The following is a 13,795-nucleotide window of genomic DNA, read 5'->3' as shown; positions in this document are numbered from 1 at the left end:
GGAGACGCCACGCCCGTTGTGGACGCGCTATGCCGGCACGAGCTGCGCGACCGCTTGCTCCCGCGTGACCTCGATGCCATGGACCTCACGGCCATGCTTCTGGATCTGCGGAACGAGCTCGTCTTCCGTGCCCTTCGCCGTCCAACCGCACTCGCACGTCACCTGCTTGAGCATCGGCCTCACCTCCTCTGCTGCCGGATACTAGGGATCGACCGTTGGCGGTTCGTTGGAGCGCGGATGACGGGAACCCTTCGTGTCTACCTGGCGGGAATGGTGATGCTCGAGCGCGACGACGTCCTCGTCACCGAGGAGCGCCTTGCCGGCCCCCAAGGGCGAGTCGCGTTCGCCATGCTTGCCGCCGAGCGCGCGCCGGTCTCCAAGGACGCCATCGCCGACGAGCTGTGGTCGGGCGAGCCTCCGCCCGCGTGGGAGGTCGCGCTCCGCGCGCTGATCAGCAAGGTTCGGGCGGCGATCGCGCAGGTCGAGCTGGACGGCGAATCCCTGGCCCACGCGTTCGGCTGTTACCAGCTGAAGCTCCCGCCGGAGACGTGGGTTGACATCGAGGTGGCCGCGGACGCCGTTCACCGAGCGGAGACGGCGCTCGAAAAGGAAGATCTCGACGGCGCGATGGGCTGGTCGCTCGCCGCGAACGCCATCGCTCGCAGGGGATTCCTCCCGGGCGAAGACGGACGATGGGTCGCGCAGCGGCGAGCCGATCTGCACGACGTCCACGTGCGGGCGCTGGAATGCCGGACCCACGTGCAGCTCGTTCGCGAACAGTATGGGCCTGCCTCGCGCGACGCAGAACGGGTGATCGCCCTGGAGCCGTTCCGGGAGAGCGGATATCGCCTGTTGATGAGCGCGCACTCGGGAGCGGGCAATCGCGCTGAAGCGCTTCGCGCGTACGAGCGGTGCCGGATGACGCTCGCCGACGAGCTGGGGGCCGGTCCGTCCGTTGAGACAGAGTCCCTGTATCTCGAGATCTTACGTTCCGACTGACCCGCATCTTTCGCTGCTAGCGTTTGGCTGATGCCGACCGTCGCGCGGTTCAACGTCACGCCGGTGAAGTCGACGGCGCTCCACCACCCCGATCGGATCTACCTGCATCGGCGCGGCCCCGTCGGTGACCGGGCGTTCTTCTTCGTCGACGGCGACGGCAAGCGCTTTTCCGGCGCGACGAAATCGCCGATCCTGCCGATCCATGCGACGTACGACGCCGACCGCGAGTGGCTCGAGCTCCGTCTACCGAACGGCATCGTCTCATCGGGCAGCGCCGTCGCCGACGGCCGTGAATTGGTCGTCGACTTCTACGGCCGGTCCGTATTGGCGCACGAGGTCGATGGCGATTTCACCGAAGCGCTGTCCGACTACGCAGGCACCGAGGTCCGCCTCGTTCGTCCCGATCGCGCGAGCGATGCGCTCGACGTCCGGCCCGTCACATTGGTCTCGCTCGCGTCAGTGGCCGAGCTCGCCCGCCGAGGTGGGCGTGACAACGTCGATCCCGGACGGTTCCGCATGACGATCGAGGTGGAGGGCGTGTCGCGACCGCACGAGGAGGACGCCTGGCGTGGAAGGAGCGTGCGTGTCGGCGAGGCGCTGCTCGAGGTCGAGGACCCTGTCCCCCGATGCGTGGTCACCACGCTCGACCCGGCGACCGGCCTGCGGGATTTCCCGACGTTGAAGGTCATCAAGCAGTACCGTGGGGTCTCCGGAAAGGGGAACCTTCAGTTCGGCGTCTACGCGCGCGTTGTCGAGCCGGGCGATGTCAGCGTCGGGGACGAGCTCGTCCCCTCGTAGGACCGTTTCCCTGATCTGGTTACGCGCTCGGCGTAACCATCGCCCGCCCCCCGCGCGATCAGAACGGCGCCGGCGCACGCCGAGTCGATCGCGACCGTGCGACCAATCGCGGCGGCGAGACTCTGGAGTGATTGTCCGATTCAGCTGGCGCGGTTCGCCGCGGGGTGGGCGGCGTCGGATGTGATCGACTGACGCGGAGCTCGAACCACACCGCCGAGCCGCCGTCGGGCGCGTCTTCGACGCCCCACTGCGTGGCGAGGCGCTCGAGAAGATACAAACCCCACCCCGATGCGGCCAGGGGATCGGGGGCATGGATCGCCGGTCGTGGGAACTGTGGGCTCGGGTCGGTAACCGTCACCCGGACGATGGACTCGTCCGCTTCGACCGACACGTCAATGCGCGCGCCGGCACCCGCGGAGCCGTGGAGGATCGCGTTCGACAGCACTTCAGTGAGAAGGAGTTGCGCGTCGGCGAGAACGGATTCCGGGAACGACTCGAGAGCAGACTCGAGCAGGCGCCTGCCCTGTGCCGGCGTGCCGAGATCCCTCGGGAGCGCGAGAGTCGTGAAGGATTCCAGGGACATTCTCCAAGTGGATATACCCTCATCCTGCCCCGAATGAACGGCCATCCGCAACCATTCGAGTCCCCCCATCAGGCGCCACGTTGGTCCGGGCCGATCTCCGCCACCCATTCCTCCAGCCGCGGCAGGTGCTCGGCGTAGTGTTCCGGACCGGCCTTGCGAATCCACCAGTCCGCATCCTCGGAGGGGCCGTCCAGCGTGCCCCACGCCCGAAGCATCTGGTTGGGCGCGGCGCTTGCCTGGACACGTATGTCCGTAAAACGAACGTCATGCATCGCTTCGAAGAACTCCGCGTTCATGGCATCGATGTCGATCTCCTCGCGCCGGTAGGTGCCGAAGCGGATCCGCTCGAGAACCACGGCGGCCTCGGCGAGCCACGTGCCCACGTGCGCCACCAGGTCCTTCGCAGACCAGCCTTCTTGGAAGTAGCCGGGGCGATCGATCTTGTCCTCGGGAAGAGAGTCGACGAGCGCGTGAAGCTGCGCCCAGAACCGGACCTCCTCGGCGAGCAACGGCTCGTTGACCGCCCATCGGAGCACGCGCTCGTCCACGGCGCCGATCGTCGCACGCCGCGGTTTAGCGCGCTCTAGCATTCATCGCCGATGGCCCTCGCTCACGCCGTTGCCGACGATCTCGAACGGGATCTGCGCAAGCTCGGGACACGTAAGCGCGCCGAGGGCGAGAAGCGATACCTCAAAAGCGACCTCGACTTCCTCGGTGTTTCGGTGTGGGGGATCCGTACGGTCATGAAGAGCTTCGCCGAGCAGCATCGAGATCTCCCGCGTGAGGACGTGGTTGCGCTCATCGAGGCGCTGTGGGCCAAACCCGTCTTCGAGCGACGGATGATGGCCGCGATGCTGCTCGAGGAATATGTCGCCGTTCTCGAGCCCGGCGATCTCGAGCTCATCGAGCGGCTCATCCGCCAGTCGAAGACGTGGGCGCTCGTCGACGTGCTGAGCGGCGACGTGGTCGGCGAGATCATCCTGCGGAACCCGAAGGGCGCGGCGAGGCTCGACGCGTGGGCGACGGACGACGACTTCTGGCTCCGCCGGTCGGCCCTGTTGGCGCAGCTCCTACCACTCAAGCATGGAGCCGGCTTCCGGCGGTTCGCCTCATACGCGGATGCGATGCTCGACGAGAAGGAGTTCTTCATCCGCAAGGCGATCGGTTGGGTGCTTCGCGAGACCGCGAAACGCCGTCCCGACGAGGTCTACGAATGGTTGGCGCCGAGAGCGCACCGCGCCTCCGGTGTCACGATCCGCGAGGCGGTCAAGTACCTCGACGAAACCCGGAAGAACGCGCTGATGTCGGCGTACAACGAGCGCAAGGCGGCCTCGTAATGGTCGTCCGAGTCTGCTCGTTGAGCAGGTCTACGGCTTCGGCGGGAGCGACCGCGCGTACGTGGTGCCTATCCGGACCCATCTCTCGAGTTGTCGTTTCGTGCGCACATCGTCCGCACCGACCCGCAGCCAACCATCCATGGAGCGCCCACGCATCACCATTGGTCGAGCGGTCGTCTTGGCGACCAGCGAGTTGGATTCGTCTGGGTCGCAACGAACCAACACTCCACCCTGCCCGCTGGCGGCCACGGCCATGTTGCCGCGGAGCAGGAAGGCGAGCCCGCCGAACATCTTCTTCTCCGCTACGCCTCGCTCGCCGCTGAGCAGTTCCCGGATCCGATCGGCGAGCGCCTCGTCATACGCCATCGAGTCAAATCGTACGCCCGCGACATCGCTGAACGCCGCCGAAACGGAACGGGTACCGTGCCTATCGAACGTGCCGACGCCCGGTACCGCCAAGGGTCACCGGAATCTCACGACCTCGCAACTGACGAATGTGTCGTGTTTGTCGCCGGTGCAGATGTCGAACCCATGGCCGCCGTCCAGCACCTGGCCGGCCTGGCCGCTGTCGAAGTTGTTGAGCTTGTCGTCTCCAGGACCGCCGTACACCTGGTCCGGAACGCCGCCGAGCCCCGACCATAGGTTGTCGTCGCCCTTTCCGCCCCGGAGGACGTCCGGGCTCTTGCCGCCGATCAGGAAGTCGTCGCCTTGCTTGCCGCGGATCTCTTGCGGCCCAGGCCCACCCTCGATCCGATCGTCCGCTGCGCCGCCGTACACGATGGTGTAGTTCGTCGCGAGCGCCGGCCTGGGCACCATCGCGACGATCGCGCCGACGGTGACCAGCAACGCCAGCATCCTCTTCATCGGGCGCCTCCTTGCCGCGGCCTCGGCCTCAACAGCCGTCACTCCGGCCACAGCTCCTCTGTAGGGACATCGGTGGTCCCCTGCGCATCCGATGGTGCGGTCGTGGCATCCCTACGCCATCGGCCGAAGGTTGCGAGTTCCACCCCTTCCTTTGACGTAGACACCACCGTTGGTGGCGGTAGCCGCGCGGGGGCCCATGGACGCGGCGGCAGCCACGCGAGGCCATGGACGTTTGGATCTGGTGGAGTGACTTCCACCCGCGCCGCGATGTCAGGAGTGAGACGGAGGCTGGCCGCTCGAACTCCTACGCCAGGGCTATGCGACGAAAACGACGTCTCCCGAACGGGTCTCGTGCACGCCGGTGCGAGTGGTAACCGCTGCTGAGTACCTCGGGCGCCGGTTTGAGACCTGGGGTATCCGACCCACCATCACGGCTCCCCCGCCCGCCGCCGCATCCTGTACGCCCGCTGCTTGGTCACCACCCGCGCGTTGGTCGACTGGCGGATCGTCTCCGCCTCGAACTCGTCTCGAGCGGTGTACGGAACACCGGCCTCAAGCTTGATGTTGACCGGCTGACCCCACAGTGGCCGTGTGGTCCCGATCTCAATGTCCTCATCAACGAGGAAGATGGGGCCGGATCGCTTCCGGTCGTCGCGCTCGGTCCATGCTCGATGAAATGCCCGCGCCGCTTCAGCACCGCGTCGCCAGTACGCCGCCCATGGCCGCTCGAGGTTGCCCACGATGGCGTCGATCCCGCGCTGCGTGTCGGTATCGGCCCGGTCGTTCTGCGTGCGCCCTCGCTGCCACACGGCGTTGAGCCAGTCGCGAACGTCGATCAGGCGATCGCCGATGCGGACCGGTCGCCACTCCTCGAACACAGCTGAGGGGCCGAGAACCTCCGGCCGGGCGAGCACCGCCGGAACCGGCATCTCGAAATACGCGGCCAGGGCGACGAGCTCATCCACGTTCAGCGTTCGAACGCCCCGCTCGACCCTGGCGACGGTCTGTCGCTGCCAAGGAAATCCAATCTCTCGCATCGCCGACGCGAGCTCCGCCTGGGACAACCCCGCCGCCTGACGCAGAGCGCTGACCGTCTGGCCGACGATCTGGCTGACCGTCCGCTCCTGGATCATCGTCGGATGGTAAGGCGACCATAGGTGTCCGTCAATGTCCCTGGGTACACCGCGGCGCGTTACCGAGGGATAGATTCGTTCCCGAAGGTATCCGCGAACTCGAGGTGTTGCCGAGGGGCGAGGCCGGCATCCGCCGGCCGGCCCCGACGTCGTAGGTGGTCGCACGCCGGTCGCGACCAACGGCCTCCCCCGCTGGTCGACCGGAATGAGCCCGAAGGCCGATTCAGAGCGACCGCGCCCTAACCAGAATCGTGGACCGGAGTCGGTGGAGCGGAGAGGGAGCGAACGTGCTTGCCCACCTGAGGTCGTCGTACCAGCGGATCAGCGGCGCCGCCCGTGTCTGGTTTCTCACGGGCGCGCTTGCGGCCGCCTCCTCGGTTGTCCTGCTGACGGCCACGCGATCGGTGACTCCGCCGCTCGAGGGCGTCCAGGTGACCTGGTGGATGCTCGCACTCGGCTTCGCCGTCGCAGAAGTGTTCGTCCTGGACGTCAAGATCGGCCGAGACGCGCGCCCTCTCACCCTGTCCGAGGTGCCACTGGTCGTGGGCATCGTCTTCTCGCCGCCCGCGACGATCGTGCTTGCGCAGGCGATCGGCGTCGGCGCTGCGCTCGCCCTGTACCGGCGTCAGACGCCTCTCACCGCTGCCTTCAGCGTGGCTCAGCGAGCGGCGACAACGCTTATCGCGGTCTTCGTGTTCGTGCCGATCATCCACGGCGTGGGGTCCGCTTGGCCCGCCGTGTGGCTTGCCGTCGCCACCGCGACCACGGTGGCGAACGTCGCCGCCGGAATCCTGGCGAACGCGGCGACAGCCCTGTCCGAGGGCGGAAGGATGCGGTTCGAGCATGTTCTCGGCATCGGAACCGCGCTCACGTTCGCGAAGACGGGCCTGGGCCTGGTCGCAGCCATGGTGTTGCTCTATTACCCGCCCGGCCTCCTCGTGGTCGCGATACCGGCGGCGGCGGCGTTCCTCGCAGGTCGCGCATACCTCACGGCGCAACGGGAGCGAGACGATGTCCTTCTATTGCAGCGAGCTACTCAGATCGCGCAGGGATCGCTGCACCTCGACGAGATGCTGCCGATGCTGCTCCAGCACCTACGCGAGACGTTTCGGGCGAATTTCGCCGAGCTAGTCCTGCTGGACGACGCGGGGATGGATCAGGTTGCATCCCGCGTCGGGCCCGGCGAACAGGTCGCAATACTTACCCCCGTGGACCTCGATCCCAAGCAGGGAGTCTGGGCCCGCGTCGCCGCCGAGGACGAAGGCGTCCTGCTCGCTCGGCCAATCCGCAACGCTCAGCTGGCCGAGCACTTCAGTTCGCTCGGCATCGTTGACGCCATCGTTGTCCCCGTGAGAGGAGAAGACGGCCCCGTTGGCATCCTGACGGTCGCAAACCGCGGCAGTGATTTCTCCACCTTCGACAGCGAAGATCTCCAGCTACTCGAATCGCTCGCGAAGCACGTCGCCATCACGATTCGGAACGCGCGTCTCACGCAACAGCTGGAGGAGGCGCTCGCCCGTGAGACCGAGACGAACAAGCTCATGGACGACCTGTTGGCAACGATCTCGCATGAGCTTCGCAGCCCGCTGACGAGCATTCAGGGGTACGTCAAGACCATGCTCGGCGCCCGCGATGGAATGTCCGAGAACGAGCGTGTGGAATTCCTGTCTGCCGCGGATCGGGCCGGCGAGCGACTTCGCTCGCTCGTCGAGGATCTCCTGTTCACGTCTCGGGTCGAAACGCCGATACCTACCGACCGGTTGGCTCCCGTCGGGCTTGCCGGACTCGTTGGACGCATGGTCGCGGATCGAGTCGACGACCTTCCGTCCGGCCGGATCGTTCTGCAATTTCCCCCTTCCGTGCCGCCGGTATGGTCCAATGAGGAGGACGTGCGGCGCATCGTCTCGAACCTCCTCGACAACGCGCTCAGGTACTCGCCGGCAGATACGCCGGTCACCGTATCGGCGGAGACCGAGGGAGACGGTGTACGAGTGTCGTTCCGAGATCGCGGCGAGGGAATTCCCGTGTCCGAGCGCGAGCGCATCTTCGACCGCTTCTACCAAGTGGACCACGGGCTGACGCGATCCAACGGCGGGATGGGGCTCGGCCTGCACATCTCGCGGCGGACGGCGGAGTCCCTCGGCGGCCGCGTGTGGCTGGATCAATCAGACGACTCGGGTTCGGTCTTCTGTCTGTGGCTTCCAGCAAGAGACGTCGATGCGGCCGACGGCGCCAACGGACATCGAAGAGCTCCCCAGCACCGCTTGGCCCGTGCCGGGGTCAGCGAGTCGTAGTTCAAACCAGCAAGCGGCGACGCTGGCGCGAGCGATTCGTCGGCCGCTCCGGTTGCGAGAGCGGGGCGGGTTCAGGCAAGCGCAACGAGCTCGAGCAGGTCGTCGCTCCAGAAGGCGAGCTCGCCGTCGGGCATCATCAGCACCCGTTGCGGTTCCAAGGCACGGACAAAGCCCACGTCGTGGCTGACAAGCACCATCGAGCCCTGCCACGACGCCAGCGCCTCGGCGATTGCGGTCCGCGACGGCGGATCGAGGTTGTTCGTCGGCTCGTCAAGCAGGATCAGGTTGTGCCGGCCAGCCACCAGCTGCGCGAGCGCGAGCTTTGTCTTCTCTCCGCCCGACAAGGTGCCGGCGTCTTGGAACGCCACGTCGCCCGTGAGCCCGAACATCCCTAGCAGCTCGCGAAGCTGTAGGTCTCCAGCGAGCGACTCCTGCTTCACGTGCCATAGCACGTCGCGGCCGCCGACGATCCCTTCGTGCTCCTGCGCGTAGTAGCCGAGCGAGACGCCGACGCCTACGCGGAGCGAGCCGGTGTCGGCCTCTGACACGCTGGCGAGGATGCGCAGGAGTGAGGTCTTCCCCGCGCCGTTCAACCCCATCACGAGCATCCGTTCGCCCCGTTCGACGTCGAACGAGACGTCCTCGAACACCGGCGGCCCGCCGTAGCCCTTGGTCAGCCGGTCGGCCTCCATGACCATCCGGCCGCTGTGCGGCGGCTTTGGGAACCGGTAAGCGAACCGTCGTTCGCGCTTGGGGGGCTCAATGGCGTCCGATCGCAGCCGCGACACGCGGGTGTCGAGTGTCTTCGCCTTGCGCGCCCGCTTGGCGGTCTGTCCTCGCATCGAGTCCGCGAGGGTCTTCAGCCGGTGGATCTCGGCTCGCTGTCGTTCGGCGAGCGTCGCGAGCCTGATCTCGTCCTGGCGCCGCGCCTGCCGGTACTGCGAGTACGTCCCCCGGTAGGTGACGATCCCGTGGTCGTCCAGGTGCAGGATCCGCGAGATCGAGCGGTCGAGCAATCCGATGTCGTGGCTCACAACGACGAGCCCACCTCTGTAGGTGGCGAGGAACCGCATCAGCCAGTCCCGTGCGTCGACGTCCAGGTGGTTCGTGGGCTCGTCGAGGAGCAAGAGGTCCGATCCTCCGAAGAGGATCCTCGTGAGCTCGAGGCGGCGTCGTTCGCCGCCTGACAGCGCCGCTACTGGCAGGTCCAGGCGGTCATGTGCCAGCCCGAGCCCCGCCGAGATCCGGAGCGCCTCCGCCTCGCCCGAGTACCCACCGGCGGCCCGGTACCGTTCCTCGAGCCTGGTGAATCGCGAGACGTCGCGTTCCATGTGGCGCTCTTCGAGCGAGAGCCTGAGCCTCTCGAGCCGCTCCTCCATCTCCGCGAGGCCCCGCGCCTGGAGTATGTGCGCCAGCCCGGTGTGGTCGTCGGCCTCGCGGTGCTTGCGCGGGTCCTGACGCAGGTACCCGACGGCGCCGCGACGGAACACCGTCCCGGCAACGGGTGTCGATTCGCCCGCGACCACGCTCAACAAGCTCGTCTTGCCGGCCCCGTTCCGACCGACGACTCCGACCTTGTCGCCGACCCGGAGGGTAAGCGTCAGTCCCTCGACGATAGGCCGGCCGGCCACCTCGACGCCCAGCCCTCGGACCTGCAGGACGTTCACGGAGATCTCCGTCGGACATGGCGCAAAGAGATATCGCGGCGAGCGTGTTCGCGGTTTCGGGCGAGGCGGGGTTCGTGAGCCATTCGGTTGACCTCCCTGTGCGTGCTTCCACCGGCGCCGGGTGGCGCGGGGGTGGTGCCGAGGTCGGTCAACTAGCTCAGGGGTGCAGTGTAGCGCTCGGATGCGAGCGAGTGACGAGCTATCGGCGCGGAACGGCAACGCCTTTCTCTGTGGGGCGGGCAGGACTTGAACCTGCGACCGACGGATTATGAGTCCGCTGCTCTGACCAACTGAGCTACCGCCCCGTCAGGACAAAGTGTAGGGGACAGTCCTACTCTGGCTCGTTCGAACTGTTGACGTCGAAGCGACCGCCCGATAGAGGATCACGGGCTTCCCAACCCCTTGCAGCTCGGTAGGTCCGATTCGGACCCAGCCGACCTCGGCCCCCTTCGCCTGTTGCATCGTTTCCTCCGTCGTGAGCACGTCGCCCGCCTGAGCGAGGTCGGCGATGCGCGAGGCCACGTTCACGGTCCGACCGTAGACATCACCGTCCTGGAAGACCACCGGCCCCGAATGGATCCCGATATGTGTGGGCGGAAGTCCGGCCGCCGGAGCGCCTTCGGTCATCTCGAGCGCCGCCCGAACCGCAGCCGTTGCTTCGGGGAACAAGAACATGCCTCCGTCACCCAACCACCGCACCGGCCTCCCCCCGTGCCTGAGCGCGACCCCGTCGACGAGTGCGTTCAGCCGAGAGGCGAGCCGGGCCGCCGTCTCATCACCGTGCTCTTCGGTCAGGCGCGTGTAGCCCGTGAGATCGACGAAGCAGATCGTGGGTACCCGCTCTGCCCGATCAGTCAGGCCGGCGCGCTCGAGGACGCCCTCGGCCGTCTCGACCGAGTGTTGTGCCCAGATGTGCTGACGGTGCCGCTCGTAGATCGCTCCGATCGTGTCTTTGACCAACGCGGCGATGCGCTGGCCAACCTCGGCGCCGCCACGCATCAGCTCCGGCGAGGTTGCTCCTGCTCGCCGCCTCGGTTCCTCGATCTGCTCCACGTAGAGATCGGCCTCGGCGATGACAAGCCTGCGCAGGTTGTCTGCATAGACACGGAAGAGACGCCGGACCGAGTCCTCCGACCCGCCGATCTCGAGGGCGATCCGGGCGAGATCCGCCATCAAGGCGTCGTCGGGTCGAGCCCATTCATCCGGATCGGGAGGAGCGAACCCGATCGATCCATGAATCGCCAGTAGGAGATCGACCGGGACGCCTCGCTCCTGGGCGAGCTGCCGGTACGTGCGGTCCAGCGGCGCCGGCAGATCCCACCCTGGCGTCTCCAAGAAGTCGAGCGACAACTCCCCGGATTCGACCGCGGAGAGGATCGACTCCGCCGGGAGCCCGGCCCGCTCCCACACCTGGAGCAAGGCCACGACGTGCGCGTCGCGTTCGCTGAAGCCATCGCGTTCAGGCCCGATCGCGCCGAGGTCGATGAGCCTGCGGACGTACCGGACGTCCGCCCCCGCTCGCGCCGCGACGTCCTCGATCTTGAGCTCCACAGGCATCTCCATGTACGAGCATCATGGACGACTGACGCCGACGGGTTCAGGCGGTCGCGGTCAGGTGGGGCGATCGACCAAGCGGAAAGCGTTGCTGTTGCGGGCAGCTTGGATAGATTCCGCGCCGCCAGTCGCCAAAGCAACGTAGCGGCCGGCTCGGAGGGTTTTCGGCAAGCTGTACGACCACTCCAGGCTGCCCGCCGTCTTCTCCTGCCGGGACGGGCGGAACCAGTTCGGTTGCGAGCAATCTCCTTGCAGGAACCGACCTTCGTTGGGATGCCACCACCGGCACGCACCCGCGCGTCGCATGAGCGCGAGCCTCACTCGTTCAACCTCGCCGAACACCCCACTTGATCCACCTCGGATCCGGCGCAGCTCTTCCAGATCGATGCACCTGCTGTGACGCGGCCGCTCGATCGTTGTGATTGTGGAAGGGTCGCCGTGGATCAAAGGCTCCGAGGGTGGATCCGGAACCTCACCGATGGGCCCCCACGCAGTATGGGGCGCGCTGGAGAACGGTTCCCATTGAACCTCCTTCTCCACGGGCAGGGGGCAGCATTCGAAGTTCTTCTGGGTCCGTGCCCTGATGGACGCGTCGTCTGTGGTTCCCCACCAGTTATCCGTTGCCAACACCTTGTACTCGCTGACACCGCTGCCCGATGGCGTCTGGATGTCCTTGGAGAAGTACTCGGAGTTCACCGGCCCCCGGAGGATGTCGTTCCTGTGGATGTCCCACACGCCGTCATCTTGCCCGCAGTCGTATGGACTCTCCGGCCGCGGAAGCAGGTTGATCTCGTTGTTCCAGAAGTCACTTTCGTAGATCCCGACGAAGTTTCGCGTCTTACCAGTTACCGCTATGTGGTTGTTCGTAAAGACGCTCCGCTGAACCACCGTCCCGTCAATCGGGTTGTCGAAGACCAGTGCTACCTGATTGCCGTCGAGCTCGTTGTCCGCGAACTCCGTCCCCGAATGGGTCACGTCCCATTTGATCCCTCGCGTCGCCGTCTCGATCGTGACGAAGCGGAGCTCACTAGAGCCATGGCTCGACTTTGTCGAAGTCAAGTGGATTCCGTTCCAATCTTGCTGTCCAGAATCGCTGGTGAAGATGATTCGCTGCTCCTGTATGCCGACGGCTCGCAGTGCCCCGTTGACGAGAAGGGACGATCCCACAGTCCCACGGACCTGCACTCCGGGATCGATCGTGAGTGTGACATCGGCGGCAACTACGACCTGTCCAATGAGAACGAACGGAGAGCCGCCCACGGCCCAGGTCGTGTCCTGATCGATCCGTCCGGTCACAGCAGTTTGGGAGCGCGCCGCCGGGACAGCTAAGAGCTGAGAGGCCAACAGCCATACGACCAAGAACGGAAGAGCTCTCCTCACACTCAGTAGAACGCTGACCCGATTGGGAAGTTGCTAGAGCGGAGCACGCCCGGGGGCTTCTCTTTGCGCTGCAGGCGCGATTCAGAAGCAGCGCCCGTCGTAATGCCAGCTGGCCGTGCGCACGACCCTCCAACCGGAGAAGTCGTAGGCACCGACGTTGTGCTTATGGATGATCTGGAAGCGGGAGACGGCGTAGTAGCGGCCGATCGGAAGGTCCGGACCGCACCGCTGCCATCCACTGTTCACATACGTCCAGGTCTCGGTGACGAGCAGGTTCTTCTCGATGTTGTTCCCTCCAACCAGGAGGCCAGCCCGATGAGGCAGCGCCCGATACAGTCGGACATAGTCGATCTCAATGTCGAAGTCACCGGTGTTCGGCGAGCGCTGGCGGAACTTCAGGATTCCCTGTAGATCGCCGAACTGGTTGTGCTGGTTGATCGCAGTCGTGGTGTAGACCGTGGTCCCCTCGTGCGACCAGTTGGACGGCTTAGCCACGTGCTCGTCCGCGATGGCAGGCAGGGCGTTTGAGGCCAGCCACCCCAACGCGAGAGCGATGACGAGGAGGAATCTCTTCATGCCCCGTCTCCCTTTACAAACGGACGGTACCCCGGACCATACCGGAGTCGGAGCTCGGCCTGGAGACCTTGGACCGTCCGTGGCCTCTGCCTCGGGGGAGTTGTCAACCGCCATCCGAACAGCTTCTCTGCCTTGGCAACAGCATCTGCGGCGGCGTCCTAGTCGGGATACAGCATGGACTACTTCGACGTTTGTGAAGCTCCGGGGGTGGGACTTGAACCCACAACCTACGGATTAACAGTCCGCCGCTCTGCCAATTGAGCTACCCCGGAACGAATCGACAGAAGTCTACCAACCGGCCCCGGCGCGCCCGCCGATCGACTAGGCTCCGAATGTGCGATTCAAGGCCGGGATGGTCGTAGGCGGCGTGATCGGGTACCTGATCGGCCGCGAGATGACGAAGCGTGATGTGGAGGAACGCCCGTCGGGCGTTCGCGCGGCGATGTCGCGTCACCCGTCGGCGGTTCGTTTCGTCGACCTCGCCGAGCGCGCGAGCTGGAAAGGGGTCGAGGCGATCCAGCGCGCCCGCGCGACGATCCAGCGGCGACTCGTCGCGGACGTCGACGACCTGTCGATGAACTAGGAGCGCGTTCGGTAGCGCTTCCCTGAT

The 13,795-nt window shown here is 66.1% G+C and carries 15 protein-coding genes and 2 tRNA genes; 5 read left to right on the top strand and 12 right to left on the bottom strand.

All coding sequences use genetic code 11. From position 1 onward, the window contains the following. Positions 1–27 precede the first annotated feature (27 nt). Positions 28–174 (bottom strand): DUF1059 domain-containing protein, encoded by a 147-nt coding sequence (locus tag VFA08_02705; GenBank protein ID HYZ12498.1) that lies wholly within the window; start codon positions 172–174, stop codon positions 28–30. A gap of 63 nt (positions 175–237) precedes the next feature. On the opposite strand from VFA08_02705, the gene VFA08_02700 reads away from it, so the two are divergent. Continuing rightward, the gene (locus tag VFA08_02700) at positions 238–999 is read left to right on the top strand and encodes a bacterial transcriptional activator domain-containing protein (GenBank protein HYZ12497.1); all 762 of its coding nucleotides are present in this window, start codon (positions 238–240) and stop codon (positions 997–999) included. 30 nt (positions 1,000–1,029) lie between these two features. Then, positions 1,030–1,797: an MOSC domain-containing protein gene (locus tag VFA08_02695; GenBank protein HYZ12496.1), complete on the top strand. Its 768-nt coding sequence runs from the start codon at positions 1,030–1,032 to the stop codon at positions 1,795–1,797. 58 nt (positions 1,798–1,855) lie between these two features. Here VFA08_02695 and VFA08_02690 read toward each other — a convergent pair whose 3' ends face one another. Both VFA08_02690 and VFA08_02685 read right to left on the bottom strand, forming a co-directional pair. Then, on the bottom strand, positions 1,856–2,380 hold the full coding sequence (locus VFA08_02690; protein ID HYZ12495.1) for an ATP-binding protein: 525 nt from the start codon (positions 2,378–2,380) through the stop codon (positions 1,856–1,858). Between the two features lie 68 nt (positions 2,381–2,448). Further along, positions 2,449–2,928 (bottom strand): maleylpyruvate isomerase N-terminal domain-containing protein, encoded by a 480-nt coding sequence (locus VFA08_02685; GenBank protein ID HYZ12494.1) that lies wholly within the window; start codon positions 2,926–2,928, stop codon positions 2,449–2,451. A 51-nt stretch (positions 2,929–2,979) separates the two neighbouring features. On the opposite strand from VFA08_02685, the gene VFA08_02680 reads away from it, so the two are divergent. Then, a complete protein-coding gene (locus VFA08_02680; GenBank protein ID HYZ12493.1) occupies positions 2,980–3,717 on the top strand; it encodes a DNA alkylation repair protein in 738 nt (245 codons plus the stop codon). A gap of 30 nt (positions 3,718–3,747) precedes the next feature. On the opposite strand, the gene VFA08_02675 is transcribed toward VFA08_02680, so the two are convergent. The 3 genes from VFA08_02675 to VFA08_02665 all read right to left on the bottom strand — a co-directional run bounded on the left by VFA08_02675 (position 3,748) and on the right by VFA08_02665 (position 5,714). Beyond that, the gene (locus VFA08_02675) at positions 3,748–4,083 is read right to left on the bottom strand and encodes a TfoX/Sxy family protein (GenBank protein HYZ12492.1); all 336 of its coding nucleotides are present in this window, start codon (positions 4,081–4,083) and stop codon (positions 3,748–3,750) included. A gap of 96 nt (positions 4,084–4,179) precedes the next feature. Continuing rightward, positions 4,180–4,581: a hypothetical protein gene (locus VFA08_02670; protein ID HYZ12491.1), complete on the bottom strand. Its 402-nt coding sequence runs from the start codon at positions 4,579–4,581 to the stop codon at positions 4,180–4,182. Positions 4,582–5,009: 428 nt separating this feature from the next. Continuing rightward, complete coding sequence (locus VFA08_02665) at positions 5,010–5,714, bottom strand: helix-turn-helix transcriptional regulator (protein ID HYZ12490.1); 705 nt, start codon at positions 5,712–5,714, stop codon at positions 5,010–5,012. Between the two features lie 287 nt (positions 5,715–6,001). Between VFA08_02665 and VFA08_02660 the strand changes: the two genes are divergently transcribed. After that, positions 6,002–8,008: a GAF domain-containing sensor histidine kinase gene (locus VFA08_02660; GenBank protein HYZ12489.1), complete on the top strand. Its 2,007-nt coding sequence runs from the start codon at positions 6,002–6,004 to the stop codon at positions 8,006–8,008. Between the two features lie 71 nt (positions 8,009–8,079). Here VFA08_02660 and VFA08_02655 read toward each other — a convergent pair whose 3' ends face one another. The 6 genes from VFA08_02655 to VFA08_02630 all read right to left on the bottom strand — a co-directional run bounded on the left by VFA08_02655 (position 8,080) and on the right by VFA08_02630 (position 13,457). Beyond that, the gene (locus tag VFA08_02655; protein HYZ12488.1) at positions 8,080–9,675 is read right to left on the bottom strand and encodes an ABC-F family ATP-binding cassette domain-containing protein; all 1,596 of its coding nucleotides are present in this window, start codon (positions 9,673–9,675) and stop codon (positions 8,080–8,082) included. Positions 9,676–9,906: 231 nt separating this feature from the next. Then, positions 9,907–9,980: transfer RNA gene (locus VFA08_02650), tRNA-Ile, on the bottom strand. A 1-nt stretch (position 9,981) separates the two neighbouring features. Then, positions 9,982–11,226 carry an adenylate/guanylate cyclase domain-containing protein gene (locus VFA08_02645; GenBank protein ID HYZ12487.1) on the bottom strand — a complete coding sequence of 415 codons (1,245 nt, stop codon included), beginning with the start codon at positions 11,224–11,226 and terminating at the stop codon, positions 9,982–9,984. A gap of 60 nt (positions 11,227–11,286) precedes the next feature. Then, positions 11,287–12,525: a hypothetical protein gene (locus VFA08_02640; GenBank protein ID HYZ12486.1), complete on the bottom strand. Its 1,239-nt coding sequence runs from the start codon at positions 12,523–12,525 to the stop codon at positions 11,287–11,289. A gap of 165 nt (positions 12,526–12,690) precedes the next feature. Further along, positions 12,691–13,185 (bottom strand): hypothetical protein, encoded by a 495-nt coding sequence (locus VFA08_02635; GenBank protein HYZ12485.1) that lies wholly within the window; start codon positions 13,183–13,185, stop codon positions 12,691–12,693. 199 nt (positions 13,186–13,384) lie between these two features. Continuing rightward, positions 13,385–13,457: transfer RNA gene (locus VFA08_02630), tRNA-Asn, on the bottom strand. Positions 13,458–13,519: 62 nt separating this feature from the next. On the opposite strand from VFA08_02630, the gene VFA08_02625 reads away from it, so the two are divergent. Beyond that, entirely contained in the window at positions 13,520–13,768 is a 249-nt protein-coding gene (locus tag VFA08_02625) for a hypothetical protein (GenBank protein HYZ12484.1), read from the top strand. Positions 13,769–13,795: the final 27 nt, after the last annotated feature.

The sequence above is a fragment of the Actinomycetota bacterium genome (assembly GCA_035640355.1).
Classification (GTDB): Bacteria; Actinomycetota; UBA4738; order UBA4738; family HRBIN12; genus CALGFI01.
This window is presented reverse-complemented; position numbering and strand designations above follow the sequence as displayed.

Coding starts and splice junctions, on each gene's coding strand:
- VFA08_02665 (HYZ12490.1), bottom strand. CDS start 5,714: ATGATCCAGGAGCGGACGGTCAGCCAGATCGTCGGCCAGACGGTCAGC.
- VFA08_02680 (HYZ12493.1), top strand. CDS start 2,980: ATGGCCCTCGCTCACGCCGTTGCCGACGATCTCGAACGGGATCTGCGC.
- VFA08_02635 (HYZ12485.1), bottom strand. CDS start 13,185: ATGAAGAGATTCCTCCTCGTCATCGCTCTCGCGTTGGGGTGGCTGGCC.
- VFA08_02700 (HYZ12497.1), top strand. CDS start 238: ATGACGGGAACCCTTCGTGTCTACCTGGCGGGAATGGTGATGCTCGAG.
- VFA08_02695 (HYZ12496.1), top strand. CDS start 1,030: ATGCCGACCGTCGCGCGGTTCAACGTCACGCCGGTGAAGTCGACGGCG.
- VFA08_02670 (HYZ12491.1), bottom strand. CDS start 4,581: ATGAAGAGGATGCTGGCGTTGCTGGTCACCGTCGGCGCGATCGTCGCG.
- VFA08_02705 (HYZ12498.1), bottom strand. CDS start 174: ATGCTCAAGCAGGTGACGTGCGAGTGCGGTTGGACGGCGAAGGGCACG.
- VFA08_02690 (HYZ12495.1), bottom strand. CDS start 2,380: ATGTCCCTGGAATCCTTCACGACTCTCGCGCTCCCGAGGGATCTCGGC.
- VFA08_02675 (HYZ12492.1), bottom strand. CDS start 4,083: ATGGCGTATGACGAGGCGCTCGCCGATCGGATCCGGGAACTGCTCAGC.